Below are 18,277 nucleotides of genomic sequence, written 5' to 3'. Positions count from 1 at the left end.
GAACATGGGGCTTTCGGGCAGGGGGGATCGCGGTTCGGCACCCTTCGGGGCGCCGAACCGTCGTACGGTGTGCGGGAGTTGGGGCGGTACTGGCTCGGTACTAGCTCAGAACGGCCAGCGCGTCGATCTCGATGAGCAGTCCCGCGGGCAGGCCGACGTAGACCGTCGTGCGCGCGGCGGGAGGAGCCTTCAACTCCTGCTCCTCGAAGTACTCGTTGTAGATCGCGTTCATCTCGGCGAAGTGGTCCACGTCCGTCAGATAGACGCGGATCATCATCGCGTCCTCCCAGCTCGCGCCGCCCTCCTCCAGGATCGCCTGGACGTTGGCGAGGGTCTGGAGGGTCTGCTCGCGCAGGGTCGGCCCGGCCGGCGTCGGCGGCCTGCCCTCCTCGGCGGGGAGGAAGCCGACCTGGCCGGCGACCTGGAGGATGTTCCCCTTGCGGACGCCGTGCGAGAACTTGGCGGGCGGGGCGGTGTGGGTCTTGGGGGTGAGCGCGATCTTGTCGGTCATTCGGTATCCCTGGTTGTTGTTCTGCCGGAGTACTCACCACTGATGGCGTCCGCCGTACGACGGACCAAGGGGAGCAGGGTGAGGAGTTCGTCGGCGGTGACGACGACGTTGGGCGCGGAGACCGACATCGCGGCGGCCACCCGTCCGTCGGCGCCCCGGATCGGCGCGGCGACGCAGTTGATGGACTCTTCGTGGCCGCCGAGGTCGGTGGCCCAGCCCTGTTCCCGCACCTTCTCCAACTCCCGTAGGAAAGCGGGGGCGTTGGGGGTGGAGCGGGCGGTGTACATGGGGTATTCGAGCTTGTCGGCGAGGGCCCGGCGCTCGATCTCCGGGAGGTCGGCGAGCAGCAGCTTCGCCACGCCCGCGACCGTGATGGCGACCGGTTTCCCGATCCGTGAGTACATGCGCACCGGGTAGCGGCTCTCCACCTTGTCGATGTAGAGGACCTCGTTCTCCTCGTACACCGCGAGGTGGACGGTATGACCGCACTGTTCGTTCAGCCGTACGAGATGGGGGTGGGCGATCTCGCGGATGTCGAGGTTCTCCATCGCCTCCTGGGCGAGGGCGATGAGGCGGGCGCCGAGGCGGTAGCGCTGGTCGGACTGGCGGTAGACCAGGCCGTGTTCGTGCAGGGTGCGCAGGAGGCGCAGGGCCGTCGACTTGTGGACGTCGAGACGCTCGGCGACCTGGCCGAGGTCGGCGGGGCCCTCGGCGAGCAGCGGCAGGATGCTGAGCGCGCGGTCGACGGTCTGACTCATGGTGTGCATACCTCCTCGTCGGCCCAGTCGGCGGCGTCGGTCCAGCCGGGGCCGAGTCGAAGTCTCCCCCACGCCTGCTCGTCCAGGGCGACCAGCCGGTCGGCGTGGTCGCGGACGGGAGGCGCGGTGAGGTCGCCGGGGACGGTGAGGGCGGCGGCGGCCGTGAGATGGCCGTGCCTCAGCCGGTCCCGTACGGGAAGTCCCCGCAGGGTCGCGGAGAGGAACCCGGCGGCGAAGGCGTCCCCGGCGCCGACCGCGGCCACGACGTCGACGTGCGGCGCGGGCACGAAGGTGGCGTCGCCCCGGTGGAAGACGGTGGCCCCGCGTCCGCCTTGCTTGACGACGAGCGTCTCGGGGTCGGGGAACGCGTCCCGTACGGCATCGGCCCCGACCAGCCCCCAGACCTCGGCTGCCTCGTCCTCCCCGACGAACACGAGGTCCGCGCCGCGCGCCAGCTCCAGCAGCACGCTCGGCCCGTCGGCCGAACGCCCCAGCGCGGGACGGTGGTTGACGTCGAACGAGATCAGCGGGCGGTGCGCGCGGATCGCGGTCAGCTCACGGACCAGGCCGAGGCAGTCCTCGGACAGCATCGGGGTGATCCCGGACAGATGCAGCACCCGCCCGGCCCGTACGGCGGCCAGGTCCACGGTGTCGACGGCCATCGCGGAGGCCGCGGAACCGGCCCGGTAGTACGCCACCTCGTGCGCGTCGGTGGCCCGGTCCCCGGCGGTGCGGAAGTAGATGCCGGTCGGCCGCGCGGGATCACGCCGTACGGCGGACACGTCGACGCCGTAGCCGCCGACCGTCTCGACGAGATGATCACCGAAACCGTCGGCCCCGACCCGGCTGACCCACCGGACGGTGTGCCCGGCCGCCGCCAGCACGCAGGCGACATTCGACTCGGCGCCGCCGATGGCGCGGTCGAAGGACGGCACGTCGGCGAGGCGGCCCGGCCGGCTGGGTAGGAACGTGACCATGGACTCGCCCAGCGCTACGACGTCCACGACGTCACGGGCGGCGGTGGGCTGTCCGTCGGCGGTCACGATGGTGATGGCTCCTCGTCCGGTACGCCGGGGCGGCGGCTCCGTTGACCCGGTGTTGGGCGAGATGTTAGACAGCGGTAAGCGATATACGCAATGAAGGTTGCAGAGATTGCAACACTCCAGCTCAGGGAGGCCTCATGGTCCACGACACCGGTACCGAAGCGCTCGCCCGGCTCGCCGGGGAACGCGTCGACCACCGTTTCAAGGGCCTCCCCCCGGACGCGGACGGCCTCACCGTCACCGAGCTGACGGCCCAGCGCCGCAACCTCTTCACCGGCGGCTTCACCACCCCCGTCCTCGCCCTCTCCGCCGAGCGCCTGGACCACAACCTCCGCCTCATGGAGACGTACGCGACCCGCCACGGCCTCGCCTTCGCCCCGCACGGCAAGACCTCCATGGCTCCCCAGCTCTTCCACCGCCAACTGGCCCACGGCGCCTGGGGAATCACCCTCGCGGTCCCCCACCAGGTGCGTGTGGCAAGGGAGTTCGGCATCGATCGCATCTTCCTGGCGAACGAACTGGTCGACCCGGCGGCCCTGAAGTGGATCTCCTCCCAATTGGACGCCGACGACGACTTCCGTCTCATCTGCTACGTCGACTCCGTGCGCGGCGTCGAGTTGATGGACGCGGCCCTGCGCGGCGCCGCCCGCCCGCTGGACGTCGTCGTCGAACTGGCCGCCGGCGAGGGCGCCCGCACCGGCGTGCGCACGGAGGCGGAGTGCGCGGCGGTCGCGGACGCGGTGGCCGCCGTAGGGACACTGCGGCTGGTCGGAGTCGCCGGGTACGAGGGCGAGGTACCCCAAGCCGACCCGGAGCGGGTGCACGCGTGGCTGCGGCGACTGACCTCCCTGGCCGTGGAGTTCGACAAGGGCGGACGTTTCCAGGGAGTTGACGAGATCGTCGTCAGCGCGGGTGGCAGCGCCTGGTTCGACGCGGTGGCCGACGTCTTCGCCGAGCTGCCCGAACTCTCGCTCCCCGCGCTGAAGTTGCTGCGCTCGGGCGCCTACGTCTCGCACGACGACGGCCACTACCGCGAGATCACCCCCTTCACCCGCATCCCCGAAGAGGGCGCCCTGGAACCCGCGTTCCGGCTCTGGGCACAGGTCGTCTCCCGCCCCTCCCCCGAGCAGGCCTTCGCCAACGCGGGCAAGCGGGACGCGGCCTACGACCTCGACCTCCCCCTCGCCCAGGTCGTCCGCCGGGACGGCACCGAGCGCCCGGCTACCGGCATCGAGGTCACCGGCCTGTCCGACCAGCACGCCTGGCTGCGGACGGCCCCGGAGGCGGACCTTGAGGTGGGCGACTGGATCGGGATGGGCCTGTCCCACCCCTGCACGTCCTTCGACAAGTGGCAGCTGATCCCGGTGGCGGAGGCGGACGGGACGGTCGTCGACTACATCCGTACGTTCTTCTGAGAGCCCTTCTAGACCCCTCTGGAGGCACCGGCATGGAGGAACTCGTCATCCGGGACGCGGACGTCGTGGACGGCTCCGGCGGCCCGTCGTACCGCGCGGATGTGGTCGTGGACGGCGGCCGGATCGTCTCCATCGTGCAGGAGGCCGCGGCGGCGGGCTGTCAACGCCCCAAGGCGCGGCGGGAGTTGGACGCCGAGGGACTGGTCCTCTCCCCCGGTTTCATCGACATGCACGCCCACAGCGACCTCGCCCTGCTCCGTGACCCGGACCACAGCGCGAAGGCCGCGCAGGGGGTGACCCTCGAAGTCATCGGCCAGGACGGGCTGTCGTACGCCCCCGTCGACGACCGCACGCTCGCGGAGGTGCGCCGGGCGATCACCGGCTGGAACGGGTACGGCGACGACATCGACTTCGACTGGCGTTCGGTGGGCGAGTACTTGGACCGGCTGGACTCTGCTTTCGGGGGCCGGGGCATCGCGGTCAACGCGGCCTACCTGATCCCGCAGGGCACGGTCCGGATGCTCGCCGTCGGCTGGGAGGACCGGGAGGCGACGCCCCAAGAGCTGGAGCGGATGCGGCAGTTGGTCGCCGAGGGCATGGAACAGGGCGCGGTCGGCATGTCGTCCGGGCTCACCTACACCCCCGGCATGTACGCCAAGGACGCCGAACTCACCGAACTCTGCCGGGTGGTGGCGTCGTACGACGGCTACTACTGCCCCCACCACCGCTCGTACGGCGCGGGCGCGCTGGAGGCCTACGAGGAGATGGTGGAGCTGAGCCGCGAGGCGGGCTGCTCCCTCCATCTGGCCCACGCGACCATGAACTTCGGCGTGAACGAGGGCCGCGCGCCGGAGCTCCTGTCTCTCCTGGACGAGGCACTGGCGACCGGCGCGGACATCAGCCTCGACACCTACCCCTACACGCCCGGCTGTACAACTCTCGTGGCGATGCTGCCGAGTTGGGCGAGCGAGGGCGGCCCCCAGGAGATCCTGAAACGCCTGGCGGACGACGAGACCGCCGACCGTATCCGCCACCACCTGGAGGTGATCGGCTCGGACGGCTGCCACGGGGTGCCGATGGAGTGGGACACCATCGAGATCGCAGGGGTCGAGAATCCCGAACTGGCGGAGTACGTAGGCGGCCGCCTCGACAACTGGACCACCGCCCGCCACCTCCTCCTGGCCGACCGGCTCGCCCCGTCGATCCTCCAGCACGTGGGCCACGAGGAGAACGTCCGGCAGATCATGCGGCACCGCGTCCACACGGGCGGCTCCGACGGCATCCTCCAGGGCGCGAAGCCCCATCCGCGGGCGTACGGCACGTTCCCGCGCTATCTCGGCCACTATGTACGGGAGTTGGGACTCCTGTCCCTGGAGGAGTGCGTAGCCCACCTGACGTCCCGCCCGGCAGCCCGCCTGCGCCTGCCGGACCGGGGCCTGGTCAAGGAGGGCTACCGCGCGGATCTGGTGTTGTTCAACCCAGCGACGGTGGCGGCGGGTTCGACCTTCGAGGAGCCACGCAAACTGCCGACCGGCATCCCCCACGTCCTGATCGACGGCCGCTTCGTGATCGAAGACGGCCACCGAACAACCGAACTCCCGGGCAGATCAATCCGCCGCACCCCATAACACCCTGCCGTTAAGGGGCGCGGGGCTGTGACATATGCGGCTCCGCCGCGTGGGCGCGACCAGCCCCCACGCACCCGCAGACAAAAACGGCCCACTCAGCGGAGCGCTACGGCTTAGGCAGGGTGCAACCAGACGCGCTCAGGCTAAGCACGTTCGCCGAAGTGAAGCAGGCCGGGATGTTGTAGGTCTCCTCGGCGTAATTGATGCCCTCGCGGACGGTCACCGTGCCGTTCTCCGAGACCTCGCAGGGGTTGTTCTCGGTGCAGGTCTCGCCATCCTCGTTCCCCGTGTTGTTGACCGCGACAACCTGCCCGGTACTGGTGTCGATCACCGGAGACCCCGACGTACCACCGATGGTGTTGCACGCGGAGGTGTAACGGACCGAGTCCTTCCAGGTCCAGTCGCCCTCCTTCAGCCGGTACACGAACCCGTCGATGCTGCAGCTGTAGATCGTCTTCCAGTACCCGGAGACGACCTTGATCGCGGTGCCGGCGGTCGGATGCGTGGCGCTCACGGTGAGCGGGCTGATGCCGTACGCGCTCTTGATCGCCGCGTACGTGGTGGTGGTGCGGTAGATCGTCACATCCGTGTCGGTCATCGTCGAGTAGACGACCTGGTTGGCGCGGAGCGTGGCGACCTTGGTGCCGGCCGAGTTCAGCAGCCCGAAGGTACGGCTGGAGGACTGCCCGGTGATGACCTGGCCGGCCGCCGGGAATCCGGTCTCCAGGCAGTGGCCGTTGGTCATGACCAGCGCCGGAGCGGTGTCGGTCGAGTTCGGGAAGCGGATGACCGAGCCGGAGCAGTTGCTGAGCGAGACGGTACCGGCGAAGTCGACGGTCACCGCGGCTGCCTTCGGCGCCACCTGGGGTGCGGCGACCGCGGGTGCCACGCCCGCCCCGGCGATGGCCAGGGTGGAGAGCGCGGCAAGGAGAGGCTTGTTCATGTGGGGGTCCCCTCTTATGACGAGACGACCGGAGATCTTCCGGCCGCCGTCTTTTTGTCATGGGCATTGTGATCGTTGAGGGGGGTGGGGGCAAGGAGCGGTTTCAGGACGGGGGTTGGCGTGAACCCGGCGCGGGAGGACGCGACGCTAGAGTGTTCCGCGCACGGAGCGGAGATTGCGGGGGCGATGAGCAGGACTGTACGACTGGAGTTGTTGGGGCTTCCCGACACGGACGAGGACGAACTGCTGTGGCTGGCGGGCCAGTTGCGCCGGTCCCTCGCCGAACTCGATGTGATCGAGTTGCGATCGGACCACTCAGCGGGCGTCTCCGCACCGGGCTCCAAAAGCGGAGAGTTGATCGCCACTGGGACCATCGTGGTCACCGCCGCGTCCTTCGTCCTGCGCCAAGCCCTCCAACTCACCGACACCTGGCTGAAGAACCGGCCGGTGCGTACGGTACGGGTCGAGCTCGACGGCCGCACCGTCGAGTTGGGGCACGCCACAGCCGCCGAGCGAGAGCGGCTGATCGACGCGTTCCTCGCGCAGGACGAGGCCATGAGTGACGACAGCGAGGGTGACGGCACCCCCGAGCAGCCGCAGGGCCCGGCCGCCGTATGACTTTGGCATTCGCGGAAGGCCATCGCGGAGCCCTGCTAATCGGCACAGGACACTACGACCATCCCGACCTCGACACGCTCCACTCCCCGGCGGTGGACTGTGCCGGGCTGGCCGAAGTACTCCGCGACAAGGAGATCGGCGGCTTCGAAGTGCAGGAGCTGGTGAACGCCGATCTCACCACGCTGAAACGTGCGATGGAGGAGTTCTTCGGCCGCCAAGCGGAGCCCGACGACGTCCGGCTGCTATATCTCTCGTGCCACGGGATCCTCAACCCCCGCAACGGCAATCTCCACTTCGCCGTCGGCACCACCGACCCCGAGTGGCCCGCTTCCACGTCGATAGAGGCATCCTTCGTCCGCGGACTGATCGATGACTGCTGGGCACGCAGCATCGTCGTGATCCTTGACTGCTGCTTCAGCGGACGCTTCCTTCCCGGCGCCAAGGGTGGCGACGGTCTGGCTGGGTTCCAGGAAGCACTGAAGGGGCGCGGCCGCGTGGTGATCACCGCGGGCAACAGGACCCAGCAGGCCTATGAGGGCGATCACATCGATCCGGCAAGACCAGCCCCCTCGCGTTTCACCGGCCCCCTCATCGACGGCCTGCGCACCGGCGCCGCCGATCGAGACGGCGACGGCCTCATCGCCGTACGAGAGTTGTACGACTACGTCTGCCAACGACTGCACGAGGACGGGGTCGACCAGAACCCGCGGTTCGGCGGCGAGATGCAGAACGACATCCCGCTGGCCAGGGTGAAGCCGAAGCCCAAGTCGAAGACGCCGCGCGAGAAGCGGGTCCCGCGCCCGGCTGTCTCGGAAGGCCCTCCAAGACAGCGCTGGCAGGCACGTGCCGCTCTCGGCCCCGCGTGCCAGCCCGTCCTATCTGACGAGGTGCTCGTCGTGCGGGAGAAGCGGCGGCTGTGGGTGGTCGACGCAGCCACCCACGACCGCCACATCATGATCGAGCTGAAGTATCCCGGCGAACCCGCGTTTCACGGGGGCACCATGTACTTCACAGGCAAGGGCGGCCGTCTTCAAGCGGCCGACCTGCGGACAGGACGACCGCGCCATTGCCGACCGCTGACGCTCGCACCCGGTCGGCTGTGGATCTGCGGTGACGTGCTGTACGCGCAGACGCCGCTCGGCCACTTGTATGCCGTGGATCTGGTGACTGACGACGAGCTCTGGCCACCGCTCCAACTCCACGATCTGGCTGTCACCCAGGCGCCCGCGGTGTCCAAGGGCAACGCGATCGTCAGAGTCAGGGACAGGAACGGAGCCGAACAGGTCGCGTCGGTCGACGCAGCTCGCGGCCAACTGCAGTGGATCTATACGGCCAAGGGTCCGATGTCCCCCGAGTGGGCGGTCACCGAACAGGGCGTCCATCTGCTGCGACCGACCGAGTCTGGGCCGAGTCAACTCATCACGCTCGATCCGACAGCTGACACGACCCTGTGGACGCGCGACCTGCCGGCCGAACCCTCCGCCGCCCCGGCAGCGGCGGAGGGTCTGCTCGTGCTTGGGGACAGGGACCAGCGGCTCATCGCCCGCGACACGAGCACCGGCGAGACGCGGTGGGAGAAGCGGACCCGGGGCCGTCTCCTGACCCGGCCCGTCGTCCAGGGCGGCACCCTGTACACCGCCGACCGCGCAGGCCTGTTGACCGCTTGGCGGTTGCAGGACGGCCGTAGGCTCCGCTCGCACGAGATCCTGGTCGGCGAGGACGCGGAGGGCTGCCCGGCAGTCGCCCCGGGCATGCTCTACGTCACGGACTTCCGCGGCGACCTCCGCGGCTTGCCGACCCGCCCGGCGTGAAAGGCGAAACCTCGCCTCTCAGCGATCAGCCGTGTTCCTCGCCCCAGGAGTGCACTGCACTCGACTTCACCCATGCCGTCGAGGACGGTACGACACGGAAGTTCGTCTGCCGGACGACCCGGTACCTGTCGTGGCCCGGATAGGTCTCCGCATGCTTGTCCGGCCACTCAAGTGGGTCGCTGTCGTCGATTAGGGACTTGGACTCGACACAGCTGACGCACTCGACCCAGCTTCTGGACGGGGCCGCGTCCAACTCGCTCCGGATACCGGCGACAGGAAACGGATCTGCCGTCACGTGCCTGCCTTCTTCCGTGGGTGCGGGTGACGCCTGATTTCGACGGCAAGGTCCGTCGCATGCGACAAGTCGTGTGCCGGGCTTCCCACCTCCTTTGCCTGCTTCCACTGCTTCAGCAGAGCGCCGCACACATCACACCCGGGGGACGGCTTCGGCTCCCCCAAAGCCAATGGGTCCGTCAGCTCAACGGGATCTCTCAATGTCCGCTCCAGCGCCATCCCTGTACCTCCACCCTGGCCTTTGTCCGCCAGGGTGTCGTGACTCGTAGTGTCCTATCGATCCCCTACCGGTAATCTCACCGTGAGATAACTTCCAGTCGCATACCTGGACAGTGGGGACCACCGTGTCGATCGCATTGGAACCGATTCGGCTACCCGACTCGGCTTGGGAGCACGCAGCAGTGCGTGAAGCGCTGCGCGCCCGGGATATGGGTGCCGTCTTCCGACACGTGCAGCAGCATGCCGGTGCCAGTCAGGCCCGTATCGCAACAGCAGTCGGAATGACGCAGGCCCGTGTCAACGAGATCATCAACGGCCGGCGCGAGGTGACCCGTCTCGACGTGTACGAACGCATCGCCGGTGGCCTTCACATGCCCGACGCCGCACGCCACCTGATGGGACTTGCCGCGAGCCGCGAGAAACGCTCAGGGGGAACGGCCTTCGAGCTTGCTGCCTTTCCCGAAGTCGTCCGCGTCTACGCGGCACAGAACTCCGCAGCGGAGGAGATTCGGCAGCAGGCCCGGGAAGCTCAAGAGCTGGACGTCCTGGCTGTGCGTGGCCTTGGACTGATCGGGCTCAATGACTCGCTTCTCCGCACCTGTCTGCCGCGCGAGCAGGGAGGTACGGGGCTCCGCGTCCGCGTCCTGCTGCTGGATCCAGAAAGCCCGGCGCTGGCCCAGCGCGCAGCCGAGATCGGGGAGTCAGCCGAATCCCTCGCCGGTGGCGTACGACTGGCTGAGGCACGGCTGCGCGAACTACGCGCCGACTCCTGCGACGTAGAGGCATACCGATATCGCATGCTGCCCACTTGGCGGCTGATCCGCACTGACTCCACCATGTTCGTCAGCGCCTTCGACTCGGGGTGGGAAGGGCACGAAAGCGCGACGTACAAGGTTATGGAGACACCGGACGGGCCCTTCTTCCGTGGGTTCCGCAGGATGTTCGAGGCGATCATCGACGGCGCAGAGCGCACGGTCTGATCGGAAGGGGAACGGCCCGTGATCGAGGCAGAGTTGAAGGCGAACGTCCACGCACCCGAAGTGGTCACGCGCCGTCTGGACGAGCGGGCAACGGCACGCATTGAGGTGTATCAGGACACCTACTACGACCGCCCGGACGGAGCGTTGGAGCGGCAGGACCAAGAGCTGCGAGTTCGAACTGTCTACGGTGCACACGGGCAGGAGACAGTTCTGACGTTCAAGGACGCGACGGTCGACGAGGGCTCCGGCTCGAAGCCCGAGCACGAAACGCGCGTTGACGACTCCCAGTCCGCACACGCCATCCTGCGGGGGCTGGGATACGTACCAGTGATCGCGTTCGAAAAGCAGTGCCGGAACTACGCCTTCGAGGCACACGGTCGGCAGATGCTCGCCACCCTCGTGCGTGTACCGGAGATCCAGGGAACCTTCCTGGAAGTCGAAACACTCGTCGATGAAGACCAGGTGAGCGCTGCTCTGGACGATGTCCGCGCAGTACTCGTCGATCTCGGAATCGGGCCTGAGGAACTGACGCGGGAGACCTACACCGGCGCCGTGTCCTCACAGCGGAGGAGTGCGTCCTAGAGCCGATCGACGCGTCTCATGTGGCGGAAAGCACGAGCCAAGTCTCGTTACCGCGCCGTAAGCTCACCGACATGCAGGTGATCCAGTCGACCAAGCTCTCCAACGTCTGTTACGAGATCCGGGGCCCGGTTCTCGAAGAGGCAATGCGTCTGGAAGCGGCCGGGCACCGCATCCTCAAGCTGAACACCGGGAACCCGGCCGCGTTCGGGTTCGAGTGCCCGCCCGAGATCCTGGAGGACATCCTCCGGAACGTGTCGTCGGCGCACGGGTACGGCGACGCGAAGGGGCTGCTGGCCGCCCGCCGCGCGGTCGTGATGCACAACCAGACCCTGGGCATCGAGACGGACGTGGAGCACGTCTTCATCGGCAACGGCGTCTCCGAGCTGATCGTCATGGCGATGCAGGGGCTGCTCGACGACGGCGACGAGGTCCTCGTACCGTCGCCGGACTACCCGCTGTGGACCGCCGCCGTCTCGCTCTCCGGCGGGACCGCCGTCCACTACCGCTGCGACGAGCAGTCCGACTGGATGCCCGACCTCGCCGACGTGGAGCGGAAGGTCAGCGACCGCACCAAGGCGATCGTCATCATCAACCCGAACAACCCGACCGGCGCGGTGTACGACGAGGAGATGATCAAGGGCCTCACCGACATCGCCCGCCGCCACAACCTGCTCGTCTGCTCCGACGAGATCTACGACAAGATCCTCTACGACGGCGCCACGCACACCCCGACCGCTAAGGTCGCCCCGGATCTGCTCACCCTCACCTTCAACGGGATGTCGAAGGCGTACCGGGTGGCCGGATACCGGGTCGGGTGGATGTCGATCTCGGGGCCGCGCGCGCACGCCGACTCCTACATCGAGGGTCTGACGATCCTGGCCAACATGCGGCTCTGCGCGAACATGCCCGGGCAGCACGGGGTCGTCGCCGCGCTCAGCGGGCGGCAGACCATCAACGACCTGGTGCTTCCGGGTGGCCGGCTGAAGGAGCAGCGGGATGTCGCGTACGACCTGCTGACCCAGATTCCGGGTGTGACCTGCGTGAAGCCGAAGGGCGCGCTGTATCTGTTCCCGCGGCTCGATCCGCAGGTGTTCAAGGTCAAGGACGACCGGCAGATGGTGCTCGACCTGCTGCGCCAGGAGAAGATCATGGTCGTCCACGGCACCGGGTTCAACTGGTCCGAGCCCGATCACTTCCGGGTCGTGACGCTGCCGTCGGTCGGGGATCTGCGGGACGCGGTGACGCGGATCGGGAACTTCCTGGACGGGTACAGCCAGCCGTAAACGGTGGTGGAGCCGCCGTAAACCTCACGGGGCGGATTTCTTGGGGTTCTTTCGGCCAGATTTTCGGCCAGCACAACTTTAGACGAGATCTAAGCTAGGATGGTTTCCTGTCTGAGCACAGGAGACCATGCCATGTACGAACCGATCCGCACGAAGTCGGTCCACAGCACGGTGGCCCGCACCCCTTCTCCCGACTTTCCGCACCGGTCGCGTGAGGAGGAGCTGGACATTCAGCTTGCGGGGCATCTCGCCGCGCTGCTTGCTGTGACTGATGAACTGCGGGCGCTGGAGCCGTCCTCCGAGTTGGACGTGGCTGCGGAGAGGCTTGCCGGGCAGTTGACTCGGTTGCGTGGGGCTTCGCCGAGCCGGGCGGGTGTGGCTGCGGCCGCTTCTTCTACGACGCGGTTGGATGCGCTGCATCAGCGGGCGCACGCTCTCGCCGGGCGGGCGTTGGTTGTCGCTGCGTCCCGGGCGGATACTGCGGCGGCGATTTTGTCTGCCGAGCGGATGGATGCGCATGCGGTGACTGTGGTCGCCTAATCGCCGTAGGGGTTCTGCTGTCTTGCGAGTGCGCGTCCGCTGTGGCTGGTCGCGCAGTTCCCCGCGCCCCTAAAAACCCACGGGTGCGCGCCCGTCGTGGCTGGTCGCGCCCGCGCGGCGGAGCCGCATATCGATACAGCCCCGCGCCCCTAAAAACCAAGCGTGTTGATCCGGGACCCGTCCGACACTCTCCGTTCATCCCTTTCCTCGGGGAATGTTGGGTTCCGCGAGCACGCTGCCCCTCGTGAGACGTATCGCGGGAATCGTCCTTGCGGTGTTGCTGATCGGTGGCGTGGTGGCAGCCGTCGTAGCGGGCCGGGACAACGGGGACAAGGGCACGGCAACGAAGACCGTGCGTGGTGTGATCGGTTCGGAGAAGGCGGACTTCTTCGCCGATCCCGATGTGGTGAAGGCCCTCGCCGCCAAGGGCTTCACCGTGAAGACGGAGACCTCCGGGTCCTGGGCCATGGAGGGGCTCGACCTCAAGGGGTACGACTTCGCCTTCCCCTCCAGTCAGGCGCCGGCCGACGCGCTCGCCGACAAGTACCAGGTGCGGCAGCCGTTGCCGCGGCCCTTCTACTCGCCGCTCGTCGTCGTGGCCCACCGCGGCGCCGCCCAGGTGCTCGCGGACAACGGGCTCGCCACGCTGGACAAGAGCCAGGATCGCGGCACGCTGAAGATGGGCGCCTATCTCGATGCCGCCAAGCGGGATCTCACCTGGCAGCAGCTCAAAGGGGCCGACAAACACGGGGAGTTGACCGGCACCCTCTACATCGCCACCACCGATCCCGAGACCTCCAACTCGGGTGCTCTGTACCTCGCCGCCGCCTCCTACGTCGCAGGCGGCGGGCGGGTGGCGGCCAGTGGCGCCGATGTGGATCGCACCGCACCCCTGATGCACAAGCTGATCAGCGTGCAGGGTGCCCAACAGTCCAGCTCGGACGCGCCGTTCAGGGATTTCATCAGCGGCGCCGGCAATCCGCTGGTCCTCGTGTACGAGTCGCAGGTGGCGTCGCTGCTCCTCGACAAGCAGCCCGTCGGCGACCTCGTCGTGCTCTACCCGGACACCACGGCCAACAGCGACCACACCGTCGTGCCGCTCACTCCGGAGGGCCGTGAGCTGGGTCAACTCCTCACCACCGACCCGACGTTGCGCAGGCTCGCCGTACGGCACGGGTTCCGGCCGCAGGGTGACACCGCCGAGTTCGTCGCGGCCACCGCCGCCCACTCCAGCTATCTCAACCAGACGCTGACCGGCGTCCGGCAGGCGCCCGTGCCCACCTCGACGGTGCTGCACGACATGGCGCGCCGGGCGCGCGGTTGAACGGGGGGAACCATATGAGCAGCAGTTTCAACACCAGCCAGAACAGCAGTCAGCACACCCAGAGCGGGGACGACGTCTTCACCCTCACCCCGCCGGAGGCCGTCGCGCCGGTGCCGAAGGAGAAGGCCGGCGGGCTCGTGCCCGTGGACGAGAGTGTCCGTACGGACATGGCTCAGAAGGCCGCCGCCTACGTCGAGGGGCTCGCCTCGCTGGACGCCCGGTCGCCCGAATTCGCGGGCAAGGTCGGGGAGATCAGCGCGCTCGGCGCCGGTGAGATGCGCACCGCGACCGCGCAGTCCAACCGGATGCTGGAGCGGACCGTGCGGAGCCTACCGTCGAAGGGCGGGGACGCTCAGTCGCAGGTGGCGGGCTCGCTCGTCGAACTCCGGCGCGTGGTCGAGGACTTGGACCCGCGCGACCTGCCCGCGTCCAAGGGGCGGAAGTTCCTGTCCCGGCTCCCGGGCGGCAACAAGCTGCGCGACCACGTCGCCAAGTACGCCTCCGCGCAGGGGACTCTCAACAAGATCGTGGGTTCTCTCCGCGGCGGTCAGGACGAACTCCGGCGCGACAACGCGGCGTTGCAGACCGAGCGGGTCCGCCTCTGGGAGACCATGGGCAAGCTGCAGGAGTACGTCGTCCTCACCCAGGCCCTCGACACGGCCGTCGAGCAGCACATCACCGGCGTCGAGGCCGCCGACCCGAGCCAGGCCGACACCCTGCGCGCGGACGTCCTCTTCCCGGTCCGGCAGAAGCACCAGGACCTGCTGACCCAGCTCGCGGTGTGCGCCCAGGGCTACTTGGCGATGGACGTCGTACGGCGCAACAACGACGAGCTGATCAAGGGGGTCGACCGGGCTGCCACGACCACCGTCTCCGCCCTCCGGATCTCCGTCATGCTCGCCTCCGCGCTCGACAACCAGCGCAAGGTCGTCGATCAGGTCAACGCCCTGCGCGGTACGACCGAGGACCTCATCCGGGGCAACGCCGAGATGCTCTCCACGCAGAGCGGCGAGATCCAGCGCATCGCGGCCGACCCGGCGGTGGGCGCGGAGACGCTGCGCACGGCCTTCCAGCAGATCTACCGCACGCTCGACGCCATCGACACCTACAAGGTCCGGGCGACCGAGGTGATGGCCGCGACCGTGGAGTCCCTGACGTCCGAACTCCAGCACGCCAGCACGTACTTGGAGCGCAGCCGGTCGCAGAGCGCCCTGGAAGGCGGGCTCGGATGAGACGTCTCCTCGCGCTCGCCCTCGGCACGGCCGCGCTGCTCACCGCCTGCACGTCGGCCCATGACACGAAGGCCGAGACCGACAACGCCCCCAAGCCCGGCACCCTCCGCGTCCTCGCCTCCAGCGAACTCAGCGACATGACCCCGGTGTTCGACCAGGTCAGCAAGGACACCGGCATCACGATCCGCCCCACCTACATGGGCACCCTCGACGCGGTGGACCTGCTGGCGAAGGGCAAGGCCGACGGTCAGTACGACGCCCTGTGGCTGTCCTCGAACGACTATCTGCGGCTACGGCCCGACGCGGCGAAGAAGGTCGTCTCGGAGACCCCGATCATGTCGAGCCCGGTCGCGATCGGTGTGAAGACGGCCACCGTCACGGCATTGGGCTGGACGCCAGACAAGGTCACCTGGTCGCAGATCGAACAGGCCGTCCAGGACGGCAAGTTGACCTACGGCATGACGGACCCGGCCCGCTCCAACTCCGGTTTCTCGACGCTCGTCTCGGTCGCCTCCGCCCTCTCCGACGCCCAGTCGGCGCTCACCGACGCGGACGTCACCAAGGCGGCTCCCCGGCTGAAGGAGTTCTTCAAGGGGCAGAAACTGACGTCGGGTTCCTCGGGCTGGCTGGCGACCGCCTATCAACGCCGGGGAGACGTGGACGCGTTGCTCAACTACGAGTCCGTCCTCAAGGGCATCCCGGGCCTGACCGTGATCCGCCCGAGCGACGGAGTCGTCACCGCCGACTACCCGTTGACGTCCCTCGCCTCGACGGACGCCACGACCCGCGAGAACGTCCGGCGCGTGACGGCGGACCTGCGCACGGACGCCCTCCAGAAGCTGATCACCACCCGCACGCACCGCCGCCCGGTCGTCGCCTCCGTACCGCCCGCGTCCGGCCTGGACACCAGCCGACGGCGTGAACTCCCGTTCCCCGGCAGCCAGTCCGTCGCCGACGGCCTCCTCGACTCGTACGAGAACAAGCTGCGCCGGCCGTCGCGGACCGTGTACGCGCTGGACACCTCGGGCTCGATGGAAGGCGACCGGCTGTCCCGGCTGAAGAAGGCCCTCACCGATCTGACCGGTGACTTCCGGCAGCGCGAGGAGGTCACGCTGATGCCGTTCGGGTCGGCCGTGAAGAGCGTGCGGACGCATGTGGTGAGCCCGAGTGATCCGCAGGCCGGGCTGGATGCCATCCGCGCGGACACCAAGTCGCTCAGCGCCGACGGGAACACCGCGATCTACACCTCGCTGGAGAAGGCGTACGAGCATCTCGGCACCGGCGGCGACACGTTCACCTCGATCGTGCTGATGACGGACGGCGAGAACACGACCGGCGCCAAGGCGAAGGAGTTCGACGGCTTCTACCGGCAACTCCCCACCACCCAGCGGGACATACCCGTCTTCCCCATCCTCTTCGGCGACTCGGACAAGGCGGAGCTCCAGCACATCGCCGACCTGACCGGCGGCCGGCTCTTCGACGCCCAACAGGGCTCGCTGGACGGCGCCTTCGAGGAGATCCGTGGCTACCAGTAGGTTCCTGGGCTACTTGGAGTCCCGCAAGAACCTCACCGGCAGCGCGTGCGGACTCGTCGGGCTGGTGCTGACGTTCGTGGGCGTGGCCGGGCCGTACTGGCCGGCCGTGGTCGTCGGTCTGTACGGCGCGGGTGCGCTGATCGCCCCGCCGGAGCGTCCGGCGCCGCCCGAGTTCCCGGACCCGTCGGCCCAACTGGAGGAACTGCGGGACGACTTCGAGAAGCTCGGCGGCTACCTCACCGGCATCGGACTCCCGCCCGCCGCGGCGGGCCGGCTCACCGAGCTGAACCAGCTCCTCGCCGGGCTCCTCGATCCGCAGGTCACGCACGACCTCGCGCAGGACCCGGAGGGCGTGCACATCCTGTCGCGGGCGATCCGGCAGGACGTACCGGAGGCGGTCGACACGTTCGTACGGACGCGGTGGTGGACGCGGTTGGCGCCCGGTACGGAGCCCCCGGAGCGGCATCTGGAACGGCAGTTGACGGTGCTTCAGGAGGAGGCGCGGGGGTTGGCGGCCGGCCTGCGTGAGGTGGAGGCGCGGCGGCAGGAGTCGCACACGCGGTATCTGGAGGACCGGGGGCGTTCGCAGAACGGCTGAAGTCTCAGAGCACCCCGATCAGGACGATCAGCAGGACGAGTACGAGCACCACGCCCACCACCTTCAGGGGGCCGAACCGGGAGCCCTGCGCGTCGCCCGGCGGTGGCGGTACCGGCACGGGTGGCCGTACCGGCAGGTTGAACACGTCGTGTCCCGTCACCGCGGCCCGCGTGCACCACGGGCAGGTCGGGAGGTGGGAGCCGTAGGAGTGCAGGGGGCGTTGCGGGCAGACCTGGACGCGGGAGCGCTCCTGGTCCAGGGCGCGCAGCCAGACTTCCGGGGTGGGACGGGCGGAGGGGGCGTGGACGCCCGCGCCGAACGCCGTGTGGGCCAGGGTCAGGAGGCCGGGCGGGAGGACCGAGGGGTCGACGGTGCCGCGGGGGATGACGACCGCCTCGGGGCGGACGACGTAGGAGACGCTCGCGGCGATGTTGTCCTTGACCGTCGACTCGGGGGTGCTCTCGTGCGGGACGCCGCCGAAGGGGTGGTTGCCGGCCGTGAGGAGCTGGTAAATGAGCACCGCCAGCGCGAAGTTGTCGCTCTCCTCGGTGGCCGCGGCGCCCGACTGGCGTTCCGGTGAGGAGTAGTCGGTGGTGTGCATCAGGCAGGGGAAGGGCTCGCCGGTGACCGGGTCGGTGAAGGCGATGGAGTCGCAGTCGAGGAACGTGACGAAGCCGTTGGCGTCGACGACGACGTTGCTGCTGGAGAAGTCGCCGATGACGAGCTGGTCGTAGTGCATGCGGGCGGTCATGAAGGCGAGGTTCCAGGCGACGCCGAGCAGGAAGCGCCAGTCGGCGCGGTCGCCGAACAGGCGGAGGCGCTGGGCGCGGGTGAACAGGCCTACCAGCTGGACGTGTTGGGGTTCGCCGAAGCGGCGCATGGCGTAGCCGAGGAACTCGCCCTCGGGGCTGCGGGCGATGGCGGTGGGCCAGGCGAGTTCGGGGGGCTGGTTGGCGTCGGTGG

General features: G+C 68.6%; 18 protein-coding genes. 12 read left to right on the top strand and 6 right to left on the bottom strand.

Annotated elements, in window-relative coordinates:
• Positions 1–100: 100 nt before the first annotated feature.
• The 3 genes from AC31A1_RS26525 to AC31A1_RS26515 are packed head-to-tail and all read right to left on the bottom strand — an operon-like array spanning position 101 to position 2,312.
• The gene (locus AC31A1_RS26525; protein WP_489655737.1) at positions 101–511 is read right to left on the bottom strand and encodes a RidA family protein; all 411 of its coding nucleotides are present in this window, start codon (positions 509–511) and stop codon (positions 101–103) included.
• On the bottom strand, positions 508–1,269 hold the full coding sequence (locus AC31A1_RS26520) for an IclR family transcriptional regulator (protein ID WP_366431326.1): 762 nt from the start codon (positions 1,267–1,269) through the stop codon (positions 508–510). Before AC31A1_RS26520 ends, AC31A1_RS26525 begins: the two co-directional genes overlap by 4 nt.
• The gene (locus tag AC31A1_RS26515; protein WP_489655736.1) at positions 1,266–2,312 is read right to left on the bottom strand and encodes a sugar kinase; all 1,047 of its coding nucleotides are present in this window, start codon (positions 2,310–2,312) and stop codon (positions 1,266–1,268) included. The genes AC31A1_RS26520 and AC31A1_RS26515 overlap by 4 nt, the downstream gene beginning before the upstream one ends.
• Before the next feature lie 137 nt (positions 2,313–2,449).
• Between AC31A1_RS26515 and AC31A1_RS26510 the strand changes: the two genes are divergently transcribed.
• Complete coding sequence (locus tag AC31A1_RS26510; RefSeq protein ID WP_489655735.1) at positions 2,450–3,727, top strand: amino acid deaminase; 1,278 nt, start codon at positions 2,450–2,452, stop codon at positions 3,725–3,727.
• Positions 3,728–3,759: 32 nt separating this feature from the next.
• Entirely contained in the window at positions 3,760–5,355 is a 1,596-nt protein-coding gene (locus tag AC31A1_RS26505) for an N-acyl-D-amino-acid deacylase family protein (RefSeq protein ID WP_489655734.1), read from the top strand.
• Positions 5,356–5,461: 106 nt separating this feature from the next.
• Here the strand turns inward: AC31A1_RS26505 and AC31A1_RS26500 are convergent, their stop codons facing one another.
• Positions 5,462–6,298: a trypsin-like serine peptidase gene (locus AC31A1_RS26500; protein WP_489655733.1), complete on the bottom strand. Its 837-nt coding sequence runs from the start codon at positions 6,296–6,298 to the stop codon at positions 5,462–5,464.
• Between the two features lie 186 nt (positions 6,299–6,484).
• On the opposite strand from AC31A1_RS26500, the gene AC31A1_RS26495 reads away from it, so the two are divergent.
• On the top strand, positions 6,485–6,916 hold the full coding sequence (locus tag AC31A1_RS26495) for a hypothetical protein (protein WP_489655732.1): 432 nt from the start codon (positions 6,485–6,487) through the stop codon (positions 6,914–6,916).
• Positions 6,913–8,727 carry a caspase, EACC1-associated type gene (locus tag AC31A1_RS26490; protein ID WP_489655731.1) on the top strand — a complete coding sequence of 605 codons (1,815 nt, stop codon included), beginning with the start codon at positions 6,913–6,915 and terminating at the stop codon, positions 8,725–8,727. The genes AC31A1_RS26495 and AC31A1_RS26490 overlap by 4 nt, the downstream gene beginning before the upstream one ends.
• Before the next feature lie 25 nt (positions 8,728–8,752).
• Here the strand turns inward: AC31A1_RS26490 and AC31A1_RS26485 are convergent, their stop codons facing one another.
• The gene (locus tag AC31A1_RS26485; protein WP_489655730.1) at positions 8,753–9,022 is read right to left on the bottom strand and encodes a DUF7848 domain-containing protein; all 270 of its coding nucleotides are present in this window, start codon (positions 9,020–9,022) and stop codon (positions 8,753–8,755) included.
• A gap of 400 nt (positions 9,023–9,422) precedes the next feature.
• On the opposite strand from AC31A1_RS26485, the gene AC31A1_RS26480 reads away from it, so the two are divergent.
• The 8 genes from AC31A1_RS26480 to AC31A1_RS26445 all read left to right on the top strand — a co-directional run bounded on the left by AC31A1_RS26480 (position 9,423) and on the right by AC31A1_RS26445 (position 17,314).
• Positions 9,423–10,220: a helix-turn-helix domain-containing protein gene (locus AC31A1_RS26480; protein WP_489655729.1), complete on the top strand. Its 798-nt coding sequence runs from the start codon at positions 9,423–9,425 to the stop codon at positions 10,218–10,220.
• An 18-nt stretch (positions 10,221–10,238) separates the two neighbouring features.
• Positions 10,239–10,802 (top strand): class IV adenylate cyclase, encoded by a 564-nt coding sequence (gene cyaB / locus AC31A1_RS26475; RefSeq protein ID WP_489655728.1) that lies wholly within the window; start codon positions 10,239–10,241, stop codon positions 10,800–10,802.
• Positions 10,803–10,873: 71 nt separating this feature from the next.
• Positions 10,874–12,085: a pyridoxal phosphate-dependent aminotransferase gene (locus AC31A1_RS26470; protein WP_489655727.1), complete on the top strand. Its 1,212-nt coding sequence runs from the start codon at positions 10,874–10,876 to the stop codon at positions 12,083–12,085.
• Positions 12,086–12,217: 132 nt separating this feature from the next.
• Positions 12,218–12,625, top strand: coding sequence for an SCO4983 family protein (locus AC31A1_RS26465; RefSeq protein WP_489655726.1), 408 nt, complete (start codon positions 12,218–12,220; stop codon positions 12,623–12,625).
• Between the two features lie 244 nt (positions 12,626–12,869).
• Positions 12,870–13,949, top strand: a complete 1,080-nt coding sequence (locus tag AC31A1_RS26460) for a hypothetical protein (RefSeq protein WP_489655725.1) — start codon at positions 12,870–12,872, stop codon at positions 13,947–13,949.
• A 14-nt stretch (positions 13,950–13,963) separates the two neighbouring features.
• The gene (locus AC31A1_RS26455; RefSeq protein ID WP_489655724.1) at positions 13,964–15,181 is read left to right on the top strand and encodes a toxic anion resistance protein; all 1,218 of its coding nucleotides are present in this window, start codon (positions 13,964–13,966) and stop codon (positions 15,179–15,181) included.
• Positions 15,178–16,716 carry a vWA domain-containing protein gene (locus AC31A1_RS26450; RefSeq protein ID WP_489655723.1) on the top strand — a complete coding sequence of 513 codons (1,539 nt, stop codon included), beginning with the start codon at positions 15,178–15,180 and terminating at the stop codon, positions 16,714–16,716. The genes AC31A1_RS26455 and AC31A1_RS26450 overlap by 4 nt, the downstream gene beginning before the upstream one ends.
• Positions 16,703–17,314 (top strand): hypothetical protein, encoded by a 612-nt coding sequence (locus AC31A1_RS26445; RefSeq protein WP_489655722.1) that lies wholly within the window; start codon positions 16,703–16,705, stop codon positions 17,312–17,314. The genes AC31A1_RS26450 and AC31A1_RS26445 overlap by 14 nt, the downstream gene beginning before the upstream one ends.
• 4 nt (positions 17,315–17,318) lie before the next feature.
• Here AC31A1_RS26445 and AC31A1_RS26440 read toward each other — a convergent pair.
• On the bottom strand, positions 17,319–18,277 hold a 959-nt coding region (locus tag AC31A1_RS26440), incomplete at its 5' end, for a hypothetical protein (protein ID WP_489655721.1).

It is taken from the genome of Streptomyces sp. P5F9, from assembly GCF_057961495.1.
Note: the sequence above shows the minus strand (reverse complement) of the source record. Positions and strands in the feature narration are given on the sequence as shown.